Below are 20828 nucleotides of genomic sequence, written 5' to 3'. Positions count from 1 at the left end.
GGATGATCGTAAGAAAACGGCTGGCGGTGGGCCTGTGCGGCCTCATCGCAGCCACCGCCACAGGGCTTTTCCCGGCGCAGGCCGCCGCTGACGAGCCATCGCAGGAATCCCCCAAGGTCGAGCTGGTGCTGGACGTCAGCGGCTCGATGCGGGCCCGGGACGTCGACGGGAAGTCCCGGATGAGCGTCGCCAAGCAGGCGTTCAACGAGGTGCTCGACGCGGCGCCCAAGGAGGTGCGGCTCGGCATACGCACCCTCGGCGCGAACTACCCCGGCAAGGACAAGGTGGTGGGCTGCCGGGACAGCCAACAGCTCTACCCCGTCGGCCCGGTCGACAGGACCGAGGCGAAGGCGGCCGTGGCCACCCTGCGGCCCACCGGCTGGACCCCCATCGGGCTCGCGCTGCGCGGCGCGGACAAGGACCTCGGCGACGGCGCGGGCACCCGCAGGATCGTGCTCATCACCGACGGTGAGGACTCCTGCGGGCAGCCCGACCCCTGTGACGTGGCACGTGAACTCGCCGCCAAGGGAACCCACTTGGTCGTCGACACGCTGGGTCTGACCCAGGACGCGAAGGTCCGCGAGCAGCTCAGCTGCATCGCTGAGGCCACCGGCGGCACCTACACAGCCGTCCAGCACAAGGACGAGCTCTCCGGCCGCGTCAAGCAGCTCGTCCGCCGCTCGGTCGACACGCCCGTCGAGACCCCGAAGGCCGTACAGGGCTCCACGGCGTGCGAGAACGCGCCGCAGCTCGGCGCGGGTCTCTACACCGACCGCGAGAAGTTCGAGGAGCACCGCTGGTACCGGATTCCGGTCAAGCCTGGCCAGGAACTGCGGGCCTCGGTGAGCGTCGGCGCGGACCGCGCGGTCAACCGGGACTACGGGGTTCTGCTGCGCGCCGTGACCGACAAGGGCCGGGAGCTGGTACGCGGCACCGACGCCGACAGCGGCCGTACGGACGTGATCTCGGCCGGGCTGAGGTATCCGCTCGCCGCCGAGGACGACGCTGACGACGGGACTCCGCCGCCGGCTCGGACGGTCTGTCTCGATGTCGGCAACTCCTTCTCCGCGCCCCCTTCGGTGAAGCGCGATCCGGGGCTGCCGGTCGAACTGTCGGTGGCTCTCGTGGAGTCGCCCGACGAGCCGATGGACGTCGCCGCGTTCGGGCTCGGGCGTGGCTGGGTTCTGTTGGCCGTGCTGGCCTTCACCGGGCTGATCGCCGGGTTGCTGTGGGGACTGTTGACGCGTTGGCGTGTCGGTACGGGGAGGGCTGTCTGATGCGTGGTGCTTCGCGTGCGGTTCATGTGGTTGGTGTTGGGTTGTTGAGTGGTGTGGTGCTGTTGGGGGGTGCTTCGTCGGCTTTGGCTGACGACGCGCCTACTGAGGCGGGCACTACGTTCCGTACCGCGGCCGGGATCGAGCAGGGGGAGCGGGCTGAGGCCGACGCGTCCAATGGCGACTACCTCTACTGGGTGTTCCCCGCTGGGGCCGGCGAGAACGTCACGGCCAAGGCTGTGGTCAATCTGCCGGAGGTCGCTTCCCGGCATGGCGCCGCTACGTGGCGGTTGGACGTCTTTGACGGGCTGCGTCGGCGGCAGGCGTGTGCGTCGGGGCATGCGGTGCGGGAGGCGGGGGAGCAGGCGGAGTCGGTGACGCTCCGGTGCAGGTTGCGTACGGTTCGGCCTTGGGCTGAGCCGTGGTCCAACGATCCGTTGCCTGGTTCGTATTATCTGCGGCTGACCGTTGTGGATGTGCCGGAGCGGGACTTGGGGCTGCCGGTGCGGGCTGTGGTCTCTGCCGATAGTGAGGATGCGGGTGGGTCGGTTGCGTCTGGTGGGGAGTTGACGGCTCCGTTGGGGGCGGTTGTTCGGGCCGGCTCTGACGCGGGCTCGGGCTCGGGCTCGGGTTCGGACGCGGGTGACGGTGAGGGCGATAGCGCCGTTGGTGGGTGGTGGTCCGATCGGTGGCTCTGGACCGTTGGCGGTGGTGTGCTGGGGGCGCTTGCCGGTGTCGGTGGTTACACCTTGGCTCGGCGGCCGCGGCGGGGCTTTGTGCGGGTGTGACTGGGGTGCGGGGCCGGGGCCTGCGGGGCGGTAGGTCCTGGACCGTGTATTTACGGGCCTGGCGGCCCACAAATACACGACAGCGTCCAGGACCTACCGCCCCTCCGGCCCCACCCCCTCCTGTCACTTCTCCGGTCCGCCACCGGTAGGGGGCATCCCCGCCCTGTCGCGTCGGGCCGCCGACGGCTTGTCGTGACGTGGGGCCGCCGACTTCCCGTCGCGACGTGGGGCCCCCGGGGGTCCGTCAGAGTGGGTGCTGTGGGAGGCTCCCGGCCGGCGGGGCCTGCGGGTCGTCGCTCCGTGTGGTGTGGGGGCGTCTTTGCCAGCCCGTTGTGACCGGGGCTTTCGCGGGTGGGTTCTGTCGGGTGAGACTGGCTTTCCGGTGTCACTCCTAGCAGAGGCGGACCCCATGCCGAACGGCGCGCAGACCCTGATTCGCGGCCTCGTCGACGGTGGTGTCGACGTGTGTTTCGCGAACCCCGGTACGTCGGAGATGCACTTCGTCGCGGCGTTGGACGACGTTCCGCGGATGCGTGCCGTGCTGACTCTGTTCGAGGGCGTGGCCACGGGGGCTGCCGACGGGTTCGGGCGGATGGCTGAGCGGCCCGCCTGCACGTTGTTGCATCTGGGGCCGGGGCTCGCCAACGGGCTCGCCAATCTGCACAACGCTCGGCGGGCTCGGACCGGGATCGTCAATATCGTCGGTGATCACGCTTTGGGGCACAAGGCGCTGGACGCTCCGTTGGAGTCGGACATCGACGCCTTGGCGGGGACGGTCTCCGGCTGGATCCGCCGTACGTACGATCCGGCGGAGTTGAGTCTGGACGTCGCGGAGGCCATCGATGCCGCCAGCGGTCCTGGGGGGAGTGTGGCGACTCTTATTCTGCCCGCTGATGTTTCCTGGTCGGAAACTGCGGCTGTGGGGTTCGCGAGTGTGTCGGTCGAGGATTCTGTCGTGGTGGGTGATGTGGAGCTCGTGGGTGAGGTGTTGGGCTCTGGGGAGTCGACTGTGATGTTGTTGGGCGGGGGTGCGACTCGGGAGGCCGGGCTGGTCGCGGCGGGGCGGATCGCCTCGGCTACCGGGGCGACGGTGTTGTGCGAGACCTTTCCGGCGCGGTTGGAGCGGGGGGCCGGGCTGCCCGCTGTCGACCGGCTCGCCTATCTCGCCGACTTCGCCGCCGCCCAGCTCGAAGGGTTCAAGCATGTGGTGCTGGTCGGTGCGGCCTCGCCGGTGAGTTTCTTCGCGTATCCGGGTAAGCGGGGGGATCTGGTGCCGGAGGGGTGTCGGACGCATGTCATCGGGGTGGAGGAGTTGGGCCTGTTGGCTGATCGGTTGGGTGGGGGGAGTCGGGCCGCTACCGCGGTCGCGCGGCGGCCCGCGCGGCCCGAGGGCGCGCTCACCGCTGAGTCCGCCGCTGACGCGATCGGTGCGCTGCTTCCCGCTGACGCCATCGTGGTGGACGAGGCGAACACCTCCGGGCTGTGGCTGGCCGGGGCCACCGCGGGGGCGCCGCGGCACGACTGGCTGACGCTGACCGGCGGCGCGATCGGGCAGGGCTTGCCGGTGGCGACCGGTGCGGCGGTGGCCTGTCCTGAGCGGCCCGTGCTGTGCCTGGAGTCCGACGGCAGCGCGATGTACACCATCTCGGCGCTGTGGACGCAGGCCCGCGAAGGGCTCAACGTCACCACCGTCGTGTTCAACAACCGCTCGTACGCGATCCTCGATCTGGAGCTGCGGCAGGTCGGCGCCGCTCCGGCGGGGGAGCGGGCCCGTGCGCTGTTCGATCTGTCCCGGCCGGAACTGGACTTCGTCGCGCTGGCCGCCGGCATGGGTGTGCCGGCGGCCAGAGCGGATACGGCCGAGGAGTTCACTGAGCTATTGGAGCGGGCGTTGGCCGTGTCTGGTCCGTTTTTGATCGACTGCGTCGTGCCGCCGATCGGTTGACTCAGTCCCACAGTTCGGCGTGCCTGCGGTGCGCTTCGGTCAGGCCGTGGTTGAAGAACCGGTCGTAGTAGTCGTTCTCTACGTGGTGTGCTTGCAACCAGATGCCGGGGACGTGGATCGCGTCGGTGTGGGCCGGGAAGCGGCCGTGCGTGGCCAGGATGTACTCGCAGATGTCCCGCGCGCAGTCGATCACCCGCTCCTCGTACTCGCTCGCCTCCGCGAGATAGCGCTGTCCGTAGTCGTTCTTGTAGATGCGGGCGAAGACGTCCTTGTCCGCGTAGACGCCGCCGGTGCCGAACTTCGCGCGGATCACCGAGTCCACCGCGTCCGACATCGACGCGTGGTACGGCGGGCAGGCGGCGGCGATCAGCCGCTCCCCGGCGCGCTCCAGGCCCACCGGGTGGGACCGTACGGACGCGAACTTGGGCAGCGGCAGCTGCCAGCGCCAGGCGTCGGCGAGCCGCCAGCGCGGAGTGATGAAGGTGAAGCCGAGCATCTGGCCGTAGGCGCGGGAGAACTTCGGGTCGCCCAGCGCGATCTGCGGGTTGATGGAGGCGTGGATCCACGCACCGAGCCCCATGCCCTCGGCGACCAGCATCAGGTTCTGGACCAGCAGATCGGCTTCGATCTGGGTGCGCAGCGGACCGAGCGCGCCCAGCGGCAGCTTCACGTCCTTGTTCAGGAAGCCGTTCTTCACCCACTTCTTCACCCCGGCGGGACGGTAGAAGTTCCGGTCGTCGACGAGCGTCGGCCGGGCGCCGTCCGGCTGGGTGAGCAGGTACATGATGGCGTTGATGTACTGGTGGGAGAGGTCGACGACCGGCAGGAACAGCGTGCTGCCGGGCAGGTTGGACAGGAAGCGGTTGGAGTCGAGGTAGGCGGGGAAGTCCCGCAGCCCCTCCGCGACGTCGAGTCGCTGGTCGAGCACCTTGACCTTGGCGAGCCGGGCCCGGTCGATCAGGGTCGCCGCGTCGAAGGGCTCCTTCGGCGCGGGCGGCAGGTTGCGGAGCAGGTACGTCCCGCTGTCGTTGATCATGAAGAAGTGGGTGGCCTGGGCGTTGTCGGGGCTGCCCGCCGTCCGGCCGGCCATGGTGAGGTTGGGCTTCGCCATGATCGGCTTGCCGTCGCACGGGTCGTCGAACGGCCGGTCCGGCATGGTGAGTCCGGTGCAGCCGGTGATCGCGATCAGCACCGCCTCCTCCAGCTCGTCCAGCGGCTCGGGCGAGTGCGGCGAGGCGTAGCTCATCGACCCGGCCGGCACCGACGCGCCCCGGCTGACCCGGTGCGTACGGCGTCGCCACACCGTCTCCAGCAGCGGACGGGCGAGCAGGTCGTCGAGGCCCGGGTGGCCGGACCCGGCGGTCCGGCCACCCTCTGCGTGCGTGGTCATCGCGTTCCCCTATTTGTCCGGGGCGGAGTTGCGCGACGGCGTCACCGGCCGCCAGGGCGCGAAGGCGCTCGCGTCCCGCGGCAGCAGGCTGGCCAGCTCCGGGCAGTGCCGCAGGATGACGGCGGTCATGTCGCCCTTCTCCACCCAGTCCATGCCCAGCGGGGTGTAGACCTCGGGCCGGAAGTCGACGGTCAGGAAGCGGTCGCTCTGCAGCCGCCGGGTGGCCATCAGGATGAAGATGCGGAAGGCCGTGTCGCTGAACCCGAAGCCCTCGGGCGGGTTCTCTGCGAACAGCCCCACCATGGTGTCGACCTCGTCCACGTTGCGGTAGACGTCCTTGAGCCGCGCCACCGTCTCCGGGTCGGTGGACAGGTCCTCGAAGCTCCGGACGCGCTGCTTGTGCAGCCCGCTGCGGAAGTCGTTGTAGCGCGGCACCCCGCGCCGCCGGGTCCGTACCAGGTCCACCACCGAGAGGTCGATCAGCTCGCCGTCGCGCTCGAACTTCTGTAGCGAGCGCGGGTAGTTGTGCAGCGTGATCGCACCGGGGTGGGTGATGCCGAGTGAGTAGAGCGAGTCGGTCAGGCCGGTCTTGCGGATGACGGACTCGGCGGCGGTGCCCTGGAGGTCGTGGAAGCCCAGGGTCTCCAGGCGCTGGCCGAAGCGGTGCTCGCGCAGCTCGTAGTCGTCGGGCAGCAGCGGGTGCATCCGGTAGACGGTGACGAAGTCCTCGGTCAGCGAGTACGGGGCGGCGTGGTGGTCCGGCAGCGTCTTGGGGATGCCGGTCAGCGAGTGCGCCTCGAACAGCCACAGGCCCAGCTTGTTGAGCCAGGTGTTCGGCGGGCCCTGCCAGTTGGTCTTGAGGCCGATGTCGATCGCCTCGGTGGCCAGGATCGCCGGGGTCCACTCCACCGTGTGGATCTTGGCGATCAGGGCGGAGACCACCAGCCGCGCCGTGTGATAGATCCGCTCCTCGCCCATCGACGGGTACTCCTGCCGGAGCGCCTCGCAGACCGAGTTGTGCTCACGGGCGAAGAGGGTGTGCATCACGCTGAGGCCGAGCCACCAGCTCTCGTTGAAGCCGGTCAGCGGAATGCCGTTGAGGCCGCCGGGCAGATGCCCGTCCTCCAGCCGCAGCGCCGCCCCGCCGTCCGGCTCGCGCAGCGAGCGCGCGGTGCGCTCGTCGCCGCCGTAGACCTCGGAGCCGTCCCACCAGTGCGAGGCGGTGTTGCCGAAAAGGATCGGCGGGCGCTCGCCCGGCGCCTCGATGCCCTCGTTCTCGGCGAAGCGCATCACGCTCTCGCTCGGGCCGCCGGGGGTGTTCTGCCAGCTGTCACCGGGCGGCAGCGGGAACTCCACGGCCTTGCCGCCGACCGGGTAGCGCCGGTGGTTGACCCAGTCGTGGACCTGGAACTGGATCCAGGCCGCCGCCAGCACGTTCAGCGACTCGGCGGGCAGGAACCTGTCGCGGTACAGCAGCTGCTTGCTGACCGTGACCGGGTTCGGGACATCGAAGAGGTCCGGCCGGTACTCGGCCTTGAGGTTGCGCCCGAACGCCGAACCGATCGCGCCCATCTTCGGGTCGGAGAGGTCGTTGGACGTGCCGTCGTACGAGCGGGTGACGCGGGTCTTCTCGTCGATGGGCGCGGGCACCGGCTCGGCCTCCGGCGGCGCCTCGCGGATCTCGGTGTCGATCAGATTGAGACGGCGCAGCGCCTGCCGCAGCGCGACCAGGTTGAGCAGGCTCAGCTGCACCGGCAGCTTGTGCCACGGCACATAGCGGTTCACGAAGCGGAACGCGGCCCGCAGCGGAACGCCCAGCAGGGCGTTGCGGCGCGGCTCGACGGTGGTGAAGCGCAGCCCCTGCCGGTGCGCGGCGCTCGCCTGGTACGCGAGCTTGCGGACCCGATTGATGTTGCCCAGCGGGCGGAACTCGTCCGTCGTGTGCCAGGGGTTGAAGGCCAGTTCCTCGACGCGCCGGGACGCCGAGCGGGCCTGTGCGGTGTCGATGTCCTGCCCCGGCACGGTCAGCGTCGCGATCGGCACCAGCGGCGCGGTCGTCTCCAGCCACTCCACCGCCGCGTTCTCGATCGGCGTGAGCGTCTCGTCCACGAACCGCTGCACGCACAGCTCGAAGGCCACCTCGCCCTCGCTCAGCCGCCGCGCCAGCTCGCGGCGCAGATAGTGCGGGTCGGTGCTCACGGGATCGGGCGCGGGGGCGCCGCCGGGGGCCGGGCGCAGCAGATAGCGGACCGGGCCGGCCTCGCCCCACAGCATCGCGCCACGGCTCCAGTACGTCTCCCTGGCCAGGCTGCCGGCCTTGTGCCGGGTGGCCTGCTGGACATTGCGCCGCATCCGCGCGGCGACCGACCAGCCGACGGCGATCGGCAGCTTCACGAAGAGGCCGAAGGCCTTCTGCAGGGTGCTCTCCGCACCGGCCATGGCCTTGGCGAAGGCGACGAACTCGCGCGCGTCGGCGGCGTGCGAGACCGGGAAGTTGGTCATCAGCAGGTCGTGGTTCTCCTCTGCGGAGACCTCGACGCGCACGGCCGCGCCGCGCAGATCGGGCGAGATGTCGGGCTGCCGGGCCCCGCTCGCGTTCGACAGCCGCAGCACGGCCGGGTACTCCGCGCCGGGCTGCGCGTAGCCCGTGCGCAGGGCGGCCGGCAGATCGTCGTGGAACCGCAGGCGGGCGTTCTCCACGCCCAGCACGGCCTTGGCGTGGAAGGTCCGCGCGAGACTCGCCGCATCGCTGCTCTTCTTGGTCTTCCGCTGCACGTTCATGATCTCGCGTGCCAGCTGTTCGAATATCCGCCGCTCGGCCTCGGCGCTGCCGCCGTCGTACGTCTCGAACCGCGACTGTTCCTCGCGCTGCTCGTGCTGCCCGGTCTCAACCATGGGTCGATCCCTCCCTACGGGTCAGGAAAGAGAGACTACGCGGAGTGATCAGTTGTCAGCATCCTGTATTTTCAGCCGAGTTCGCGCGCGTGGAAAGGTGTTGGCGCAGCTGTTCGGACGTGATGATTCCGCAGCTCGGAGCGTTGCGGACGGACCGGCGACGGTACGGTGGAGGCCAGTTGGGTTACGTTCTGTCGCTCCAGCCCCACCTGCCCGTCCTGTTGTTGGCCAAGTCCGCATCCGTCGGCGGTGAACGCTGCTCCGCGAGTGCTCTGGACGCACCCGGCCCCGGCTGGTAGCGCTGGGGGCACCGGGGAAAACGCTCCGAATCGCTTGACGGACCACAGGAGCATCATGACCAGAGCACTGATGGTGATCGTCGGCGACGCCGCGCACGCCGCCGCGCCCAACGCGGCGCAGGGCGCGTCGATGGCCATCGAGGACGGCGTCGTGCTCGCCAAGTGCCTGCGCGACCTGCCGGACCCGCGAGCAGCCTTCGCGGCCTACGAGGGGCTGCGGCGCGAGCGGGTGGAGCGCGTGGTGGCGGCCAGTGCGGGGATGGCCCGGCGCACGGGGGCCGGGGAGCAGGCTGTTCGGAACGAGGACCGGCCCCGGCAGCCGGAGGAGGGGACGGACTGGCTCACCGGGTACCGCATCGACTGGGACGCGCCGGTCACGGCCCCGGAGCGGGCAACGGTGACACCGCGACGATCGTCGTGCGAGGTGGAACGGCGCACAGGTCGCCCGACTTGAGGGCGTCGGCCGGGGCGGGTGCGCCGTCCGGGGCGGTGGTGTCCAGCACGATCCGGTAGACCGAGCCGGGCCTGCCGGGCACGGTGAAGTCGGCGGCGGTCGTATCGGCGTTGAACAGCACGAGGAGGTCGTCGTCGCGCTGCGGGCGGCCCTCCGGGGTGAGCGGGTCGACGCGGTCGCCCGCCAGCAGCAGGCCGAGGAACCGGGTCGCCGGGTCCTGCCAGCGCTGGGTGGTCATCGGCTGCCCGGTGCGGTCGTACCAGCCGATGTCCGGGAGCGCCGGGCCGCCGGGGGAGCCGGGCGGAGCGCTCTCGCCGCGCAGGAAGGAGCGGCGTTGCAGGGCCGGGTGGTCGCGTTGCAGGGCCACGACGCGGCGGACGAAGGAGCTGAGCGAGGTGTCCTGGGCCGCCCAGTCGTACCAACTGGTCCTGTTGTCCTGGCAGTACGCGTTGTTGTTGCCGCCCTGGGTGCGGCCGATCTCGTCGCCGCCGTAGAGCATCGTCGCGCCCTGGGAGACCAGCAGCGTGGTGAGGATGTTGCGCTGTTGCCGCTGCCGTACGGCGGTGATCTCCGGGTCGGGGGTGGGGCCTTCGACGCCGTAGTTGGCGGCGCGGTCGTCGTTGCCGCCGTCGCGGTTGTCCTCGCCGTTGGCCTCGTTGTGCTTGCGCTCGTAGCTGACCAGGTCGGTGAGGGTCTTGCCGTCGTGGCAGGCGGCGAAGTTGACGGAGGCGTCCGGGCCGCGCCGGTCGGCCGCGTAGAGGTCGGCGGAGCCGGTGAGCCGCGCGCCGAGGTCGGCGACGGCGGACCGGCCGCGCCAGAAGTCGCGGACGGTGTCGCGGTAGCGGTCGTTCCACTCCGCCCAGCCGGCCGGGAAACGGCCGACCTGGTAGCTGTCGGGCGCGCCGACGTCCCAGGGCTCGGCGATGAGCTTGGTCCGGTTCAGCACCGGGTCCTGGTAGAGCAGGTCGAAGAAGGCGGACAGCCGGTCGACGTAGCCGTGCTGCCGGGCGAGGGTGGCCGCGAGGTCGAAGCGGAAGCCGTCGACGTGCATGTCCCGCACCCAGTAGCGCAGCGAGTCCATGATGAGCCGGAGCACCTCGGGGCGGCCGGTGTCAAGGGTGTTGCGGGTGCCGGTGGTGTCGATGTAGCGGGACGGGTCGGTGGGGTCGAGCCGGTAGTAGACCTCGTTGGCCAGGCCCCGGAAGCTCAGCGCGGGGTCGAACGGCGGGCCCTCCGCCGTGTGGTTGTACACGACGTCGAGGATGACCTCCAGGCCCGCCGCGTGCAGGGCGGCGACCATCCGTTTGAACTCGGTGATCTGCTCGCCCGCGCCGCCCGCCGAGCTGTAGCCGGCGTGCGGCGCGAAGAAGCCGATCGTCGAGTAGCCCCAGTAGTTGGTCAGCCCCCGGTCGAGCAGGAACTGCTCGGGCAGGTGCTGGTGCACCGGCAGCAGTTCGACGGCGGTGACCCCCAGGTCGATGAGGTGCCCGATGACCGCCGGGTGCGCGAGCCCGGCGTAGCTGCCGCGCGCGTGCTCCGGCACCTCGGGGTGGGTGGCGCTGATCCCCTTGACGTGCGTCTCGTACAGCACGGTCCGCGACCAGGGCCGGTTCGGCGGGCTGTCCGCACCCCAGTCGAAGGCGGTGTCCGCGACGCGGCAGACCGGCTTGCGCGGCGCGCCCGGACCCCCCGGGCTCATCGCCTTGGCGTACGGGTCGAGCAGCAGCGTCCCGGGGTCGAAGAACAGCCCGCGCGCGGGGTCGTACGGGCCGCGCGCGCGAAAGCCGTACCGCTGTCCCGGCCGGACCTCCGGCAGGTAGGCGTGCCAGATGTCGCAGTCGACGGACAGCGGCACCCGGTTTTCCCGGCCGTCCTCGCCGAGGAGGCAGAGCACGACGTCGCCGCCGTACGCGCCCGCCGAGGAGTGCACGGCGAAGTTGACGCCCTGCCCGTCCCAGTCGGCGCCGAGCCGGTACGGGTCGCCGGGGCGGGTCTCGGTCATGGCAGTCCTGTCGGTCGCGGGCGGACGGGCGGACGGGCGGACGGGCGGACGGGCGCAAGCGCGCGGTGCGGGCGGCGGGCTGCGCGTGGCCGTCAGTCGTAGCCGCCGAACATGAAGAGGGAGGCCCGCTGGTCGGCCGGGTTCATCAGGCCGTGCAGATTGCCGCCGCGCAGCATCGCGAGGTGCCCGGCCGGCAGCCGCCGGATCTCGAAGGAGCGGGTGCGGCTGCCGGAGTCGGCCCAGTCGCCGATCACCATCAGGCCGTCGCCCTCCAGCATCAGGAAGATCTCCTGGTTGTCCCGGTGCCGGTGCAGCCCGATGCCGCAGGCCGGATCGAGGACGTGCAGATCCATGTAGTTGACGGCGAGGAACGGCTCGGATTCGCCGCTGGCGTGGCCTTTGCGGCCGAACGCGTCGAGGTTCCACGGCTCCAGGCCCCGGCGCAGCTCGTCGCTGCCCGCCCAGCGTCCGTAGTCGCTGAACAGCGTGCGGTATTCGAGGAAGCCGACGCCGCCGTGCGGGCTGCCGCTGCTGCCGACGCTGAGGTAGCTGTCCCAGCCCCGGACGCGCATCTCGAAGCCGAGCCGGACGCTCGCTCCGGGCAGCGGGTCGGCGGCCCCCGATCCGTCCGCGTTGGCGGTCCAGCGCAGGTCCACGTAGAGCGGCAGCACCGGGTGCATCGCGTGCCGGGGCGCGACGGCGCGGACGTCCTGCTCGGTGAGCCGGTCGCGGGCGAAGTCCTCGGCGCCGCCGGTGATCAGGTCGGGCCGGGGCTGGAGCAGGCCGGTGTCCAGCGAGGCCCGGCCCCGGTCGCCGAGCGCGTCGCGCAGCCCGTCGCCGGAGCGGCCCCACAGCTCGACCGTGTAGAAGTCGGTGTCCTCGTCGTAGGGGGCCCGCAGCGTCACCGGGCTGCCGCCCTGGACGGAGACGACGCAGCCGATGGCGTCGCCGAGCCGGCCCGCCGCCTGCCACAGTGCGGAGTCGGGGCCGCCCCGGTAGCTGAGCTGGAGGAACGGCCCGCGCCAGCCGCCGGCCGTCGCCCAGCCGCGCACCGCCCGGGTGTCGGCGAGCCGGAAGTCGCGGACGTTCTGCTTCTGGAAGTCCGTCTTGACGTCCTGCTCCTCCGGATTGAGCCGGTCGGTGTCGGGTGCGCTCGGCCCGTACAGCTCCAGCCAGCGGTGCGGGAAGAGATATTGCAGCGAGGCCGCGTCGTACGACTCGCGCTCGGCGGCCGTACGGGAGCGCTCGACCAGCCCGAGGAGCTTGAGCAGCGGGTTGGCGGCGGCGTAGTCCGGCGGTTTGCCGGGCTCCACGCGGAAGACCGAATCGCTGTGCACGATCGTGGGCATCGGCCCTCCTCAGGTCGTGTGGTAAAGGAACGCGACGAACTTGAGCGGTTCGTCGTACGGGTTGCGGATGCCGTGCACGCCGCCGCTCTTGGTGTAGATGACGCTGCCGGGACGGACCGGCAGCTCCCGGCACTTGACCGGGCCGATGCCGAACACCGGCCGCTCGACCAGCGGATAGCCCGCGGTGGTCGGGTCGTCGCCGTCGCTCATGTAGGCGGTGCCGGTGCCGGAGACGATGTAGTACAGCTCCTCGGAGCCGATGTGCCGGTGGGTGCCCTCGACCGCGCCGGGCGGCACCGTCACCTCGTGGAAGAAGACGAGGTCGCTGCCCAGCTCGCGCTGGAACAGCCAGCGCATCTCGACGATGTTGTCCGGGCGGCGATCCGGGTTGTCCTCGTCGGACATCGCGTTGACGTAGCTGACCGGAGTGATGGCGGACGCGTCGGGGATGAAGAATCCGCGCTGGAAGTCGAGCAGGTAGTTCTTGTCCTCGACGGTGTTCTGCGAGGAGCTGGGCCGCGGGTCGCGCGGTTCCTGGTGGGAGCGGAGATAGGCGTTGTCCCACTGCGGGTTTTCGAGCTGCTGGCCGGTCGGGTAGAGCACGCCGTGCTCACGGAAGGCCATCGCGACCTCGGTCACCGAGCCGAGCAGCCCGGACAGCTCGGGAACCCGGGTGATCGGGGCGTCGCGGCCCATCAGCGGCAGCACCCGGTGGTCGTGCGGTGTGCCCTCCGGCGGCTCCAGGGTCTCCCAGATCTCCACCGCGTAGGCGGCGATGACCGGGTCCCAGTGCAGGGTGACGGTGGCCTCCCCGCTCTGGTCGGGGTCCTCCCCGGTGATCTTGACCCAGGCCTTGGCGCGCGGGCCGAGGCGGCGGCCGAACTCGCGGGCCTGCTCGATGAGGCGGATGCCCGCGTACTCGATCCTGAGCATCGAGCACAGCTTGACCCCGCCCAGGAACACATCGCCCTTGATCGCGGTGCCGTCCGCCGAGCCGCGCACCTCGGCGACGTAGTAGCGGTAGCGCGAGGAGCGCGTCGCGTTGAGGTAGCGGGCGTGGTAGATGCGGTCCGGATAGAACACGACCCGGAAGATCTCGTTCTCCGGATGGGTGTAGACCTGATCGAACCTGGTGTCCATCACGGCCTCCCGAGCCGGTCCAGCAGCACGTCCGCGACCCGGAACGCGTTGGCCTCGATGGTGAGCGTGGGGTTCGCGCTGCCGGAGGTCGGCATGAACGAGCCGTCGGTGACGTAGAGGTTGTCGAAGTTCCAGGCCCGGCAGTCCCGGTCGAGCACCGAGTCCGCCGCGTCCGAGCCGAACCGGGCCCCGCCCAGCACATGGTTGGCGATCCGCACCACCGAGCCGCCCACAGAGCCCGAGCTGACGTCGCGCATGTCGCCGCCGCGGACCAGGATTTGCCGGCACTGGTCGGCGAGGGTGTCCATGAGCGCGCGGTCGTGCGGGTGCCAGGTCTTGATGATGTACGCGACCGGGCGGCCCCACTTGTCCTTGACGGCGGGGTGCAGCTCGATCCGGTTGGAGCGCTGCGGGACCTGGTTGGCCATGAAGGCGACCGAGAGCCGGCGGCCGAAGCTGTCCTCCAGATAGTCCTCGAAGCTGTTGCCGAGGATGCCGGTGTCGGACAGATAGCCCTTCCACATGTCGTCCATGTCCATCGCGTGCCAGGTGCGGGCCAGCGAGATGGGCAGCGCGCCGTCGGAGGTGTTGTTGTACATCACCGCGCCGGCCCACAGCCCTTGCTCGCGCAGCCACTGCGGGCGGGCGCAGTGGTCGGTGGCCCAGTCGGAGTCCAGCGTCCTCGACTTGTCCGCCCGCTGCGGCACGATGCACTGGGCGCCGCCGAAGCAGTGGGTGAGGAAATAGGCGCCGAGCAGGCCGTTGGCGTTGACGCGCTTGTCGAAGGCAGGGTCGGCCGCCCCGGACAGCTGGAGCAGCCGCACCGACTCGATCGCCGAGCAGGCCACCACCACGGTGCCGGCGGTGATCGTCCGGGCCCGGCCCGCCGGGTCGCGGTAGTGCACCTTGGTGACCCGCGGGCCGTCCGCCTCCAGGTGGGTGACGTTGCAGTTGGCGCGCAGTTGGAAGCCGTCGCCGCCCGGCCCGCCCGCGAGCGGGGCGAGCAGCGAGACCCAGGCGTTCGACTTCAGCCCCAGCGGATCGCCGTAGCGGTTGACGAACGCCGTCTTGATGCTCTCCACGTCGGCGGGGACCGTCCGGCCGCTGGGAGCGTGGTCGCGGGTGATCACGGCGAGCGGGGTGCGGTAGCGGCGCATCCCGCTCGCGTCCATCCCGGCCGCGACGTACGAGCTGATCGGGTTGGGCGACAGCGGCGGCTGGTAGTGGTCCGCCGACGGGGTCTTGAGCTGCCCGTCCCAGCTGCCGTTGACGCCGACGAGCTGCTCGGCCCTGGTGTAGTACGGCTCCAGCTCCGCGTAGTCCACCGGCCAGTCGCGGGCCTCGCGGCGCACCTCGCCGCCCGGGTCCTCGCGCAGATCGGTGCGGCCCTCGTTGAAGCTGCGCAGCCGCAGGTCCTCGGGGGTGAAGCGGGGCGAGACGCCGCCGTAGAGCTGGGTGCCGCCGCCGACCACCTGGGCGGTGTAGCCCTCGATGGTGACGCGGTCCCGGCCGTCGCTGTCGCGGTAGACGTGCGGCTCGTCGTTGAGGTCGGGCTCGACATGGCTGGAGAAGTACGACTCGCCGGTGTTGGCCACACCCGGCACGGTGATGCGCTTCTCCGCGCCGGTGGCGAAGGACTCGTCGCGCTTGAAGTCGCTGAGCCCCTGCGGGCTCTGCGTCTGGGTGCGCAGCAGCGGACCCTTCTCCAGCATGACGACCTGGTGGCCGGCCCGTACCAGGGTGTGCGCGAGCGGCGCGCCGCCGGCGCCGCTGCCGATGACGACGATCTCGGCCTGTTCGTCGGCGGGCGTTGGCTGCGCCATCGTTCCCCCTCAGCCCCGGTAGTCGGTGTTGTGCCCCAGCGGGGATTCCAGGGCGCGCCGCCAGTCGAAGAGCGTCGCGCCGGCGCTGTCGCGGAAGCGGCTCTCCAGGTACATCCAGCCGGCGGCACCGGAGTTGCCGCCGTGTTTGGGGTGGACGAACGCGCCGGTCATGGCGTGCCGCCGGAGGAGCAGCAGGAAGTAGCGGGGGCTCTGGTAGCGGGAGTGGTCCCAGCCGTCCACCCGCTCGGTCTCCATCTGCCGGTACAGCTCGGCGTACAGCTCGGCGGAGGCGACCGCGGGGTCGGTCCCGCCGGCGCGTGAGCGGATGAGGTCGCCGATGATCCGCAGGCAGATCCGGTAGTCGACGGCGTGGTGCTGTTCCTGACGGGAGATCAGTTTGTCGATGTAGTTGACGGTGCCGACCTCGTCGTCGAGCTGATAGGCGAGCGGGAACGCCTCGCCCCGCCCGGCCCGGTCGAGCGATTCGTACACGCCGCGGATGAAGCGGCGGTTCTCCTCCAGCCGGAACGGCAGCAGATGCTGGACGAGCCGTCCGAGCACGTCCCGTTCGGCGCGGTTCAGCGCGAGCGGTACGGCGCACGCGTCGGTGAAGAAGCGCGACCAGGTCCGGCCGTTGTCGAGTACGGCGCGTTGCGGGTTGACCGGGTCGAGCTGGTACCGGTCGTCCACGGCGTACTGGTAGTGGTGCACCTGGCCTTTGGGGACGCGCACGGTGACCGCGAAGAAGCCGGTGGGCTCGCCCGCGAACAGCAGCGGGCGCAGTGGCTCGGGGGCGTGCAGCGGCCCGAAGGTGCCGAGGACCGCGACGGTCGCGGGTTTGGTCGCGCGGCCGTCGTACACGAAGGTCACGTCGTTGAACGCGTAGCCGGCCTCCGATGGGGCGGCCGCGTCCGCGTGGGTGTCGATGACGGGGAAGCGCCAGGCCTCGCACCAGGTCGCCCGGGAGTCGTCAGGGCCGTACTGACCGAAGTCGTGGCGGCGGTCGGCGGTGTCCCGGGCGAGGTATTTCGTGCAGTGGTTGAGGACGTACTGGTCGTCCCTGTCGATGATCTGGAGTTTCACCGAAGCCCCCCGGTGATCGACGAACCGCGGTCGCCCTTGCGGAGATGTGATTGAACGTAGGGCGGGACCGGGGGCTTGTCCACGGCCTTCGGGGCTGGGGTTTCCGCCGCTGGGGACGCGTCGGGGGAGGCTCCCGCTCCGGTACCGGAAGCGCTGGGGCGGCAGGGGTGGACGGTGATCAACACGCCTTGTGCGGCGGGGTGTCGGGTGAAATAGGGGTGGGCAATCCTTCGAATCCGTTGACAGTCGGCAGCTCGTTCCTTAGCGTCGTGGATCGTAGGAATCGCAGATGATTCGCTGATCCGATCGATGGTGTGCGGACTGGACGCACACGACTGGGGGAGTCTCCATGGCCGACGGAATCGCCGTACGGTTGACGCCCGAAGGGCAGTCGCCGACCAGAGCGCGGGGCTGGACGCTCGCGGCGGTCTGTATCGCGACCTTCATGCTGATGCTGGACCTGACCGTGGTGAACGTGGCGCTGCCGGACATGCGCGAGACGTTCAGCGCGAGCTTCTCCGACTTGCAGTGGGTGCTCGACGCCTACGCCCTGGGGCTCGCCGTCTTTCTGCTGACCGCCGGCTCGCTGGCCGACCGGCTCGGCCGCAAGCGGGTGTTCAACGCCGGGTTCGTCATCTTCGTCCTCGCCTCGCTCGCGTGCGGGCTGGCGCCGAACGCCGCGTCACTGTCCGTGGCGCGCGGGTTGCAGGGGCTGGGCGGCGCGGTGCTGTTCGCGATCGGCCCCGCGCTGATCGGACACGAGTACCGGGGCAAGGAGCGCGGCAAGGCGTTCGGCGTCTTCGGCGGTGTGGCCGGCCTGGCCATCGCCTTCGGCCCGCTCATCGGCGGCGCCCTGACCGACAGCCTCAGCTGGCGTTGGATCTTCCTGGTGAACGTCCCGGTGGGGATCGCGGCGCTGGTGATGGGCATGCTGCGGATGCGCGAATCGCGTGACCCGCAGGCCCGCGGTGTCGACTGGTGGGGGCTGGTGCTGTTCTCCGGAGCGCTCGCGCTGCTGGTGCTCGGCTTCCTGCGCGGTGAGGCGCAGGGCTGGGGGAGTACGTCGATCATCAGCATGTTCACCGCTTCGCTGCTGCTCCTCGTGCTGTTCTACGCGGTCGAACGGCATCTGGGGGACGGGGCGATGCTCCAGCTCTCGCTGTTCCGCAATGTGACGTTCAACGGGCTGTCGGTGGTCACACTGCTGTGCGCGGCGGCCACGATGTCGGCGATCTTCCTGCAGATCTCCTATGTGCAGAACGTGCTGGGGTTCTCGGCCTGGGAGACCGGGGTGCGCTTCCTGCCGCTGACCCTCACGCTCTTCGTCGCGGCGGCGATCGCGGGCGGGCTGACCACGAAGATGCCGCAGCGCGTGCTCGTCGGCTTCGCGCTGACGTTCATCGCGGTCGGGCTGGCGCTGGTCACCCTGGTCGACGCGGACAGCGCCTGGACCGCGCTGCTGCCGAGCATGTTCGGGATCGGCCTCGGCATGGGGCTGTTCAACCCGCCGCGCGCCTCGCTGTCGATCGCGGTGGTCGAGCCGTCCAAGGCGGGCATGGCGTCGGGTATCGGTGAGACCTTCCAGCAGGTGGGCGTCGCGGTGGGGATCGCGGCGTTCGGGGCGCTGTTCCAGGCGCGGGTCACCGATCTGTTCACGGCCTCCGACGCGGCCGGCCGACTCGGGCCGAAGGCGGAGGAGTTCGGTGAGGCGGTCGCGGCGGGCGGTGGGTCGGAAGCGGTTTCCGGCTCGGGGGTGCCGTCCGGCCTCGCGGCGCAGCTCGACCAGGCGGCGCGGACCGCGTTCACGGACGGGCTGAACGAGGTCATGCTCGTGTGCGCGGCGGTGGCGGCCCTGGGTGCGGTGATCGCCTTCGCGTTCATCCGGACCCGTGATCTGCATGAGAGCGCGCTGGCCGGCGCCGAGAGCGGGGGTGGCGCCGGGGGCGCCCCCGCCGGAACCGACGCGGAGCGGGCGGCGACCGCCGGGGGGAAGATCTCCGCGGAGGTGTGAGCGGCCGGTGCGAATGCGGTGCCCCGGAGACCCCAACCTCCGGGGCGCCGAACTCCGTTACCGACGGGACTGCCCACGGGACCACCGACGGGACGCCGGCCGCCGTTCATCGAATTTCCGACGATCGACTGTTCGCCTTTCGGGACCCGCCGACGATAATGACGGGTGACAGCCGACCGGCATTCCTGCCCACGACGGGAGCGGCCCGCATGCCCCGCACCGACCACATTCCAGGTCCGGCCCCAGCGGCGGTTCCCGCCGCGGTCCCCGGACCGGCGAGCGCGCCCACGGCGGCGGAGTTCGCCTTCCCGCTGGTCCGCCGCACCGGATACCTGCTGCACAAAGCGGGAGTGCTGCTGATGCACGAGGCCGACCGGGCGCTGGAATCACGCGGCATGCGCATGCGCTACTTCTATGTGCTCGCCGCGCTCGAAGGCGGACCCTCGCTCTCCCAGCAGGACTTGAGCGGACTGCTCAACCTCGATCCCACGACCATGGTCGCGCTGATCGACGAGATGGAGAGCGCGGGCCACGTCGAGCGGCGGCGCAACCCCGCCGACCGCCGGCGCTACATCCTGGACCTCACGGACGCCGGGCGCGAAGCGCTCCTGGGCGCGTCGCGGGCGGTGGAGGAAGTGGAACAGGACTTCCTCTCCGCAGTTCCCGCGGCGGACCGCGAACGCCTGCGCGATATTCTCGGCGAGGTGCTCGCGGATCGCTGGCCGAGTGTCATTTCCTGTGAATGAATTGACACTTCACCCGACTGTGCAGACACCTCAATAGATCAGGTGAGCTTCTTCACAGGCCCCCTGTTGATGTTTTCCCGCTGCTATTCTTGAACAGTCCAACAGCGGGGGAAGGAAACGGGGATGAGTTCAGGAAAGCTATTATTCGATTCGCTTGACGCCTGCCTCGGGCCGGGGGACTCGAGATTCTTCGGCAGCGGGTACAAGCGGGTCGGTCAGCACTTACGCCACATCGTGGCGGACGGCTCCACGGAACCGGGCGGCACAGTCGCCGCACGGGCCGCGCTGAGCTATCCGCTGGACTGGTCGAGGAAAGCGGACGGCCGGGAACTGCGGCCGCATCTGAGCAGCATCGACGCGCTGGTGCTCGCCGCCTCACTGGCGGAGATCCACCTCAACGCCGCCCGGGGGCTCCGGCCCGGCCAGCAGCGGCGGACCTGGCTGCGCTCGGCCGACGTACGCGCCGGCGCCCGGCCGCACGAAGACCTCTCGGACTTCGCCGTCGAGGCACGGCTGCGGAGCACCGGGCCGGCCCGGGGGCCGTACGGGCCGGACGCCGAGACGTACAGCGTCTACGACTGCCGGATCGGCGGGCTGAAAGTGCGCTGCACCTTCGCGCACGAGGTCGGCGACCCGGCGCGCGGCGGACCCGCGCGCTACGTCTCGGACGAGGACGCGCTCGGCCCGGCGAGCGAACGGCACTACGGTGAGGGCTACAAGGCGCACAGCCAGCACGCGGACGACGTATCGGTCGAGTTGGCCGAGCAGCGGGTCCGCGCCCGGCAGTACGTCGAGCCCGGCTCCGGGGGAGCCGCGGTCGTCAAAGGAGCCGAGGCGGCCTACGCACCCTCGGTGTCCCTGATCGACTGCATGGTGAGCGTCGCCCAGCTCGCGCAGGCGCTGCTCTACTCGTACGACCGGGTGGACCGCGTCGACAGCAACACGCTGTGGATGCGGCGGATCTCCATTGGCGCGCAGGCGCCCTCCCGGCCGTACGGCGGGCCCTTCGACGCCTCGGCCCGGGTGACCAGGACCAGGCTGCTCGGCCACGACGGCGGCAGCTGGCGCGTCGCCGATCTGACCGTCGACGATTTCAACGGAATTCACGGCTGGTGCTCACTCGCGCACCGGCTTCCTGTCGCGGCCGCCGCCTGACGGCCGCCGCCGGCACATCCGATCCATACATCAGATCCATCGATTTCCGCCCCGTCATCGAATCGGCGAGGGAAAGCCGGCCTGTCGATGACGGCTGCGCGAAAGCAAAACAAAACGGGGATGCAATTTCATGAACGGAACGCCGACGATGCGCTTCGGGGAAGTGCTCGTCGTATTCGAAGGCCCCGCCAGGATCGACTGGCGGATCAATGGACAAGGCGATTGGACGCCCGAGGGGCTGTGGCCGGAGCCACGGCATCGGGAACTGCTGGACGAACACCTGGACTGCGGCGGATCGCTGCTCGTCGTCCTCGACGAGGCACGCTCGGTCGTACCCGTCCTGCACGACGAATGGCAGCGGACGCCGCACCCGCTGCGCACCGCGCTGAGCGCGGAGACCACCGATGAAGCCGCGGGCATCGATGACATCGAGGAGGTCATGGAACTGCGGGTGCCGTTCCTCGACTGGCTGCC

Annotated in this window: 13 protein-coding genes and 2 pseudogenes; 8 read left to right on the top strand and 7 right to left on the bottom strand. The window is 70.5% G+C overall.

Features of this window, described 5'->3' with window-relative positions:
* Positions 1–2: 2 nt before the first annotated feature.
* From QMK28_RS16610 to QMK28_RS16600, 3 genes are all read left to right on the top strand, one after another.
* Entirely contained in the window at positions 3–1277 is a 1275-nt protein-coding gene (locus QMK28_RS16610) for a VWA domain-containing protein (RefSeq protein WP_326438598.1), read from the top strand.
* Positions 1277–2062: a hypothetical protein gene (locus QMK28_RS16605; RefSeq protein WP_326438596.1), complete on the top strand. Its 786-nt coding sequence runs from the start codon at positions 1277–1279 to the stop codon at positions 2060–2062. Before QMK28_RS16610 ends, QMK28_RS16605 begins: the two co-directional genes overlap by 1 nt.
* A 409-nt stretch (positions 2063–2471) precedes the next feature.
* Positions 2472–4007 (top strand): acetolactate synthase large subunit, encoded by a 1536-nt coding sequence (locus QMK28_RS16600; protein WP_326438594.1) that lies wholly within the window; start codon positions 2472–2474, stop codon positions 4005–4007.
* 1 nt (position 4008) lies between these two features.
* On the opposite strand, the gene QMK28_RS16595 is transcribed toward QMK28_RS16600, so the two are convergent.
* A complete protein-coding gene (locus tag QMK28_RS16595) occupies positions 4009–5397 on the bottom strand; it encodes a hypothetical protein (RefSeq protein ID WP_326438593.1) in 1389 nt (462 codons plus the stop codon).
* A gap of 9 nt (positions 5398–5406) precedes the next feature.
* Entirely contained in the window at positions 5407–8292 is a 2886-nt protein-coding gene (locus QMK28_RS16590) for a peroxidase family protein (protein ID WP_326438591.1), read from the bottom strand.
* 369 nt (positions 8293–8661) lie between these two features.
* On the opposite strand from QMK28_RS16590, the pseudogene QMK28_RS16585 reads away from it, so the two are divergent.
* Positions 8662–9045, top strand: a pseudogene (locus QMK28_RS16585) (FAD-dependent monooxygenase); the annotation flags it as partial.
* On the opposite strand, the gene glgX reads toward QMK28_RS16585, so the two are convergent.
* From glgX to QMK28_RS16560, 5 genes are all read right to left on the bottom strand, one after another.
* Entirely contained in the window at positions 8966–11047 is a 2082-nt protein-coding gene (glgX, locus tag QMK28_RS16580) for a glycogen debranching protein GlgX (protein WP_326438589.1), read from the bottom strand. The pseudogene QMK28_RS16585 and the gene glgX overlap by 80 nt on opposite strands.
* Before the next feature lie 92 nt (positions 11048–11139).
* Complete coding sequence (locus QMK28_RS16575; protein WP_326438587.1) at positions 11140–12396, bottom strand: hypothetical protein; 1257 nt, start codon at positions 12394–12396, stop codon at positions 11140–11142.
* Positions 12397–12405: 9 nt separating this feature from the next.
* Positions 12406–13536, bottom strand: coding sequence for a cupin domain-containing protein (locus QMK28_RS16570; RefSeq protein WP_326438585.1), 1131 nt, complete (start codon positions 13534–13536; stop codon positions 12406–12408).
* Complete coding sequence (locus tag QMK28_RS16565; RefSeq protein WP_326438583.1) at positions 13536–15359, bottom strand: GMC family oxidoreductase; 1824 nt, start codon at positions 15357–15359, stop codon at positions 13536–13538. The genes QMK28_RS16570 and QMK28_RS16565 overlap by 1 nt, the downstream gene beginning before the upstream one ends.
* 9 nt (positions 15360–15368) lie before the next feature.
* Positions 15369–16442, bottom strand: coding sequence for a hypothetical protein (locus QMK28_RS16560; protein WP_326438581.1), 1074 nt, complete (start codon positions 16440–16442; stop codon positions 15369–15371).
* A 349-nt stretch (positions 16443–16791) separates the two neighbouring features.
* Between QMK28_RS16560 and QMK28_RS16555 the strand changes: the two genes are divergently transcribed.
* From QMK28_RS16555 to QMK28_RS16540, 4 genes and pseudogenes are all read left to right on the top strand, one after another.
* Complete coding sequence (locus tag QMK28_RS16555; protein ID WP_326438579.1) at positions 16792–18453, top strand: MFS transporter; 1662 nt, start codon at positions 16792–16794, stop codon at positions 18451–18453.
* Positions 18454–18662: 209 nt separating this feature from the next.
* The gene (locus tag QMK28_RS16550) at positions 18663–19199 is read left to right on the top strand and encodes a MarR family winged helix-turn-helix transcriptional regulator (RefSeq protein WP_326438577.1); all 537 of its coding nucleotides are present in this window, start codon (positions 18663–18665) and stop codon (positions 19197–19199) included.
* Positions 19200–19322: 123 nt separating this feature from the next.
* Entirely contained in the window at positions 19323–20354 is a 1032-nt protein-coding gene (locus QMK28_RS16545; protein WP_326438575.1) for an AvrD family protein, read from the top strand.
* 130 nt (positions 20355–20484) lie between these two features.
* A pseudogene (locus QMK28_RS16540) lies at positions 20485–20828 on the top strand (hypothetical protein); the annotation flags it as partial.

Source organism: Streptomyces sp. H27-D2 (assembly GCF_035828615.1).
Taxonomy (GTDB): Bacteria; Actinomycetota; Actinomycetes; order Streptomycetales; family Streptomycetaceae; genus Streptomyces.
This window is presented reverse-complemented; position numbering and strand designations above follow the sequence as displayed.

Coding starts and splice junctions, on each gene's coding strand:
- QMK28_RS16610 (WP_326438598.1), top strand. CDS start 3: ATGATCGTAAGAAAACGGCTGGCGGTGGGCCTGTGCGGCCTCATCGCA.
- QMK28_RS16605 (WP_326438596.1), top strand. CDS start 1,277: ATGCGTGGTGCTTCGCGTGCGGTTCATGTGGTTGGTGTTGGGTTGTTG.
- QMK28_RS16600 (WP_326438594.1), top strand. CDS start 2,472: ATGCCGAACGGCGCGCAGACCCTGATTCGCGGCCTCGTCGACGGTGGT.
- QMK28_RS16595 (WP_326438593.1), bottom strand. CDS start 5,397: ATGACCACGCACGCAGAGGGTGGCCGGACCGCCGGGTCCGGCCACCCG.
- QMK28_RS16590 (WP_326438591.1), bottom strand. CDS start 8,292: ATGGTTGAGACCGGGCAGCACGAGCAGCGCGAGGAACAGTCGCGGTTC.
- glgX (WP_326438589.1), bottom strand. CDS start 11,047: ATGACCGAGACCCGCCCCGGCGACCCGTACCGGCTCGGCGCCGACTGG.
- QMK28_RS16575 (WP_326438587.1), bottom strand. CDS start 12,396: ATGCCCACGATCGTGCACAGCGATTCGGTCTTCCGCGTGGAGCCCGGC.
- QMK28_RS16570 (WP_326438585.1), bottom strand. CDS start 13,536: ATGGACACCAGGTTCGATCAGGTCTACACCCATCCGGAGAACGAGATC.
- QMK28_RS16565 (WP_326438583.1), bottom strand. CDS start 15,359: ATGGCGCAGCCAACGCCCGCCGACGAACAGGCCGAGATCGTCGTCATC.
- QMK28_RS16555 (WP_326438579.1), top strand. CDS start 16,792: ATGGCCGACGGAATCGCCGTACGGTTGACGCCCGAAGGGCAGTCGCCG.
- QMK28_RS16550 (WP_326438577.1), top strand. CDS start 18,663: ATGCCCCGCACCGACCACATTCCAGGTCCGGCCCCAGCGGCGGTTCCC.
- QMK28_RS16545 (WP_326438575.1), top strand. CDS start 19,323: ATGAGTTCAGGAAAGCTATTATTCGATTCGCTTGACGCCTGCCTCGGG.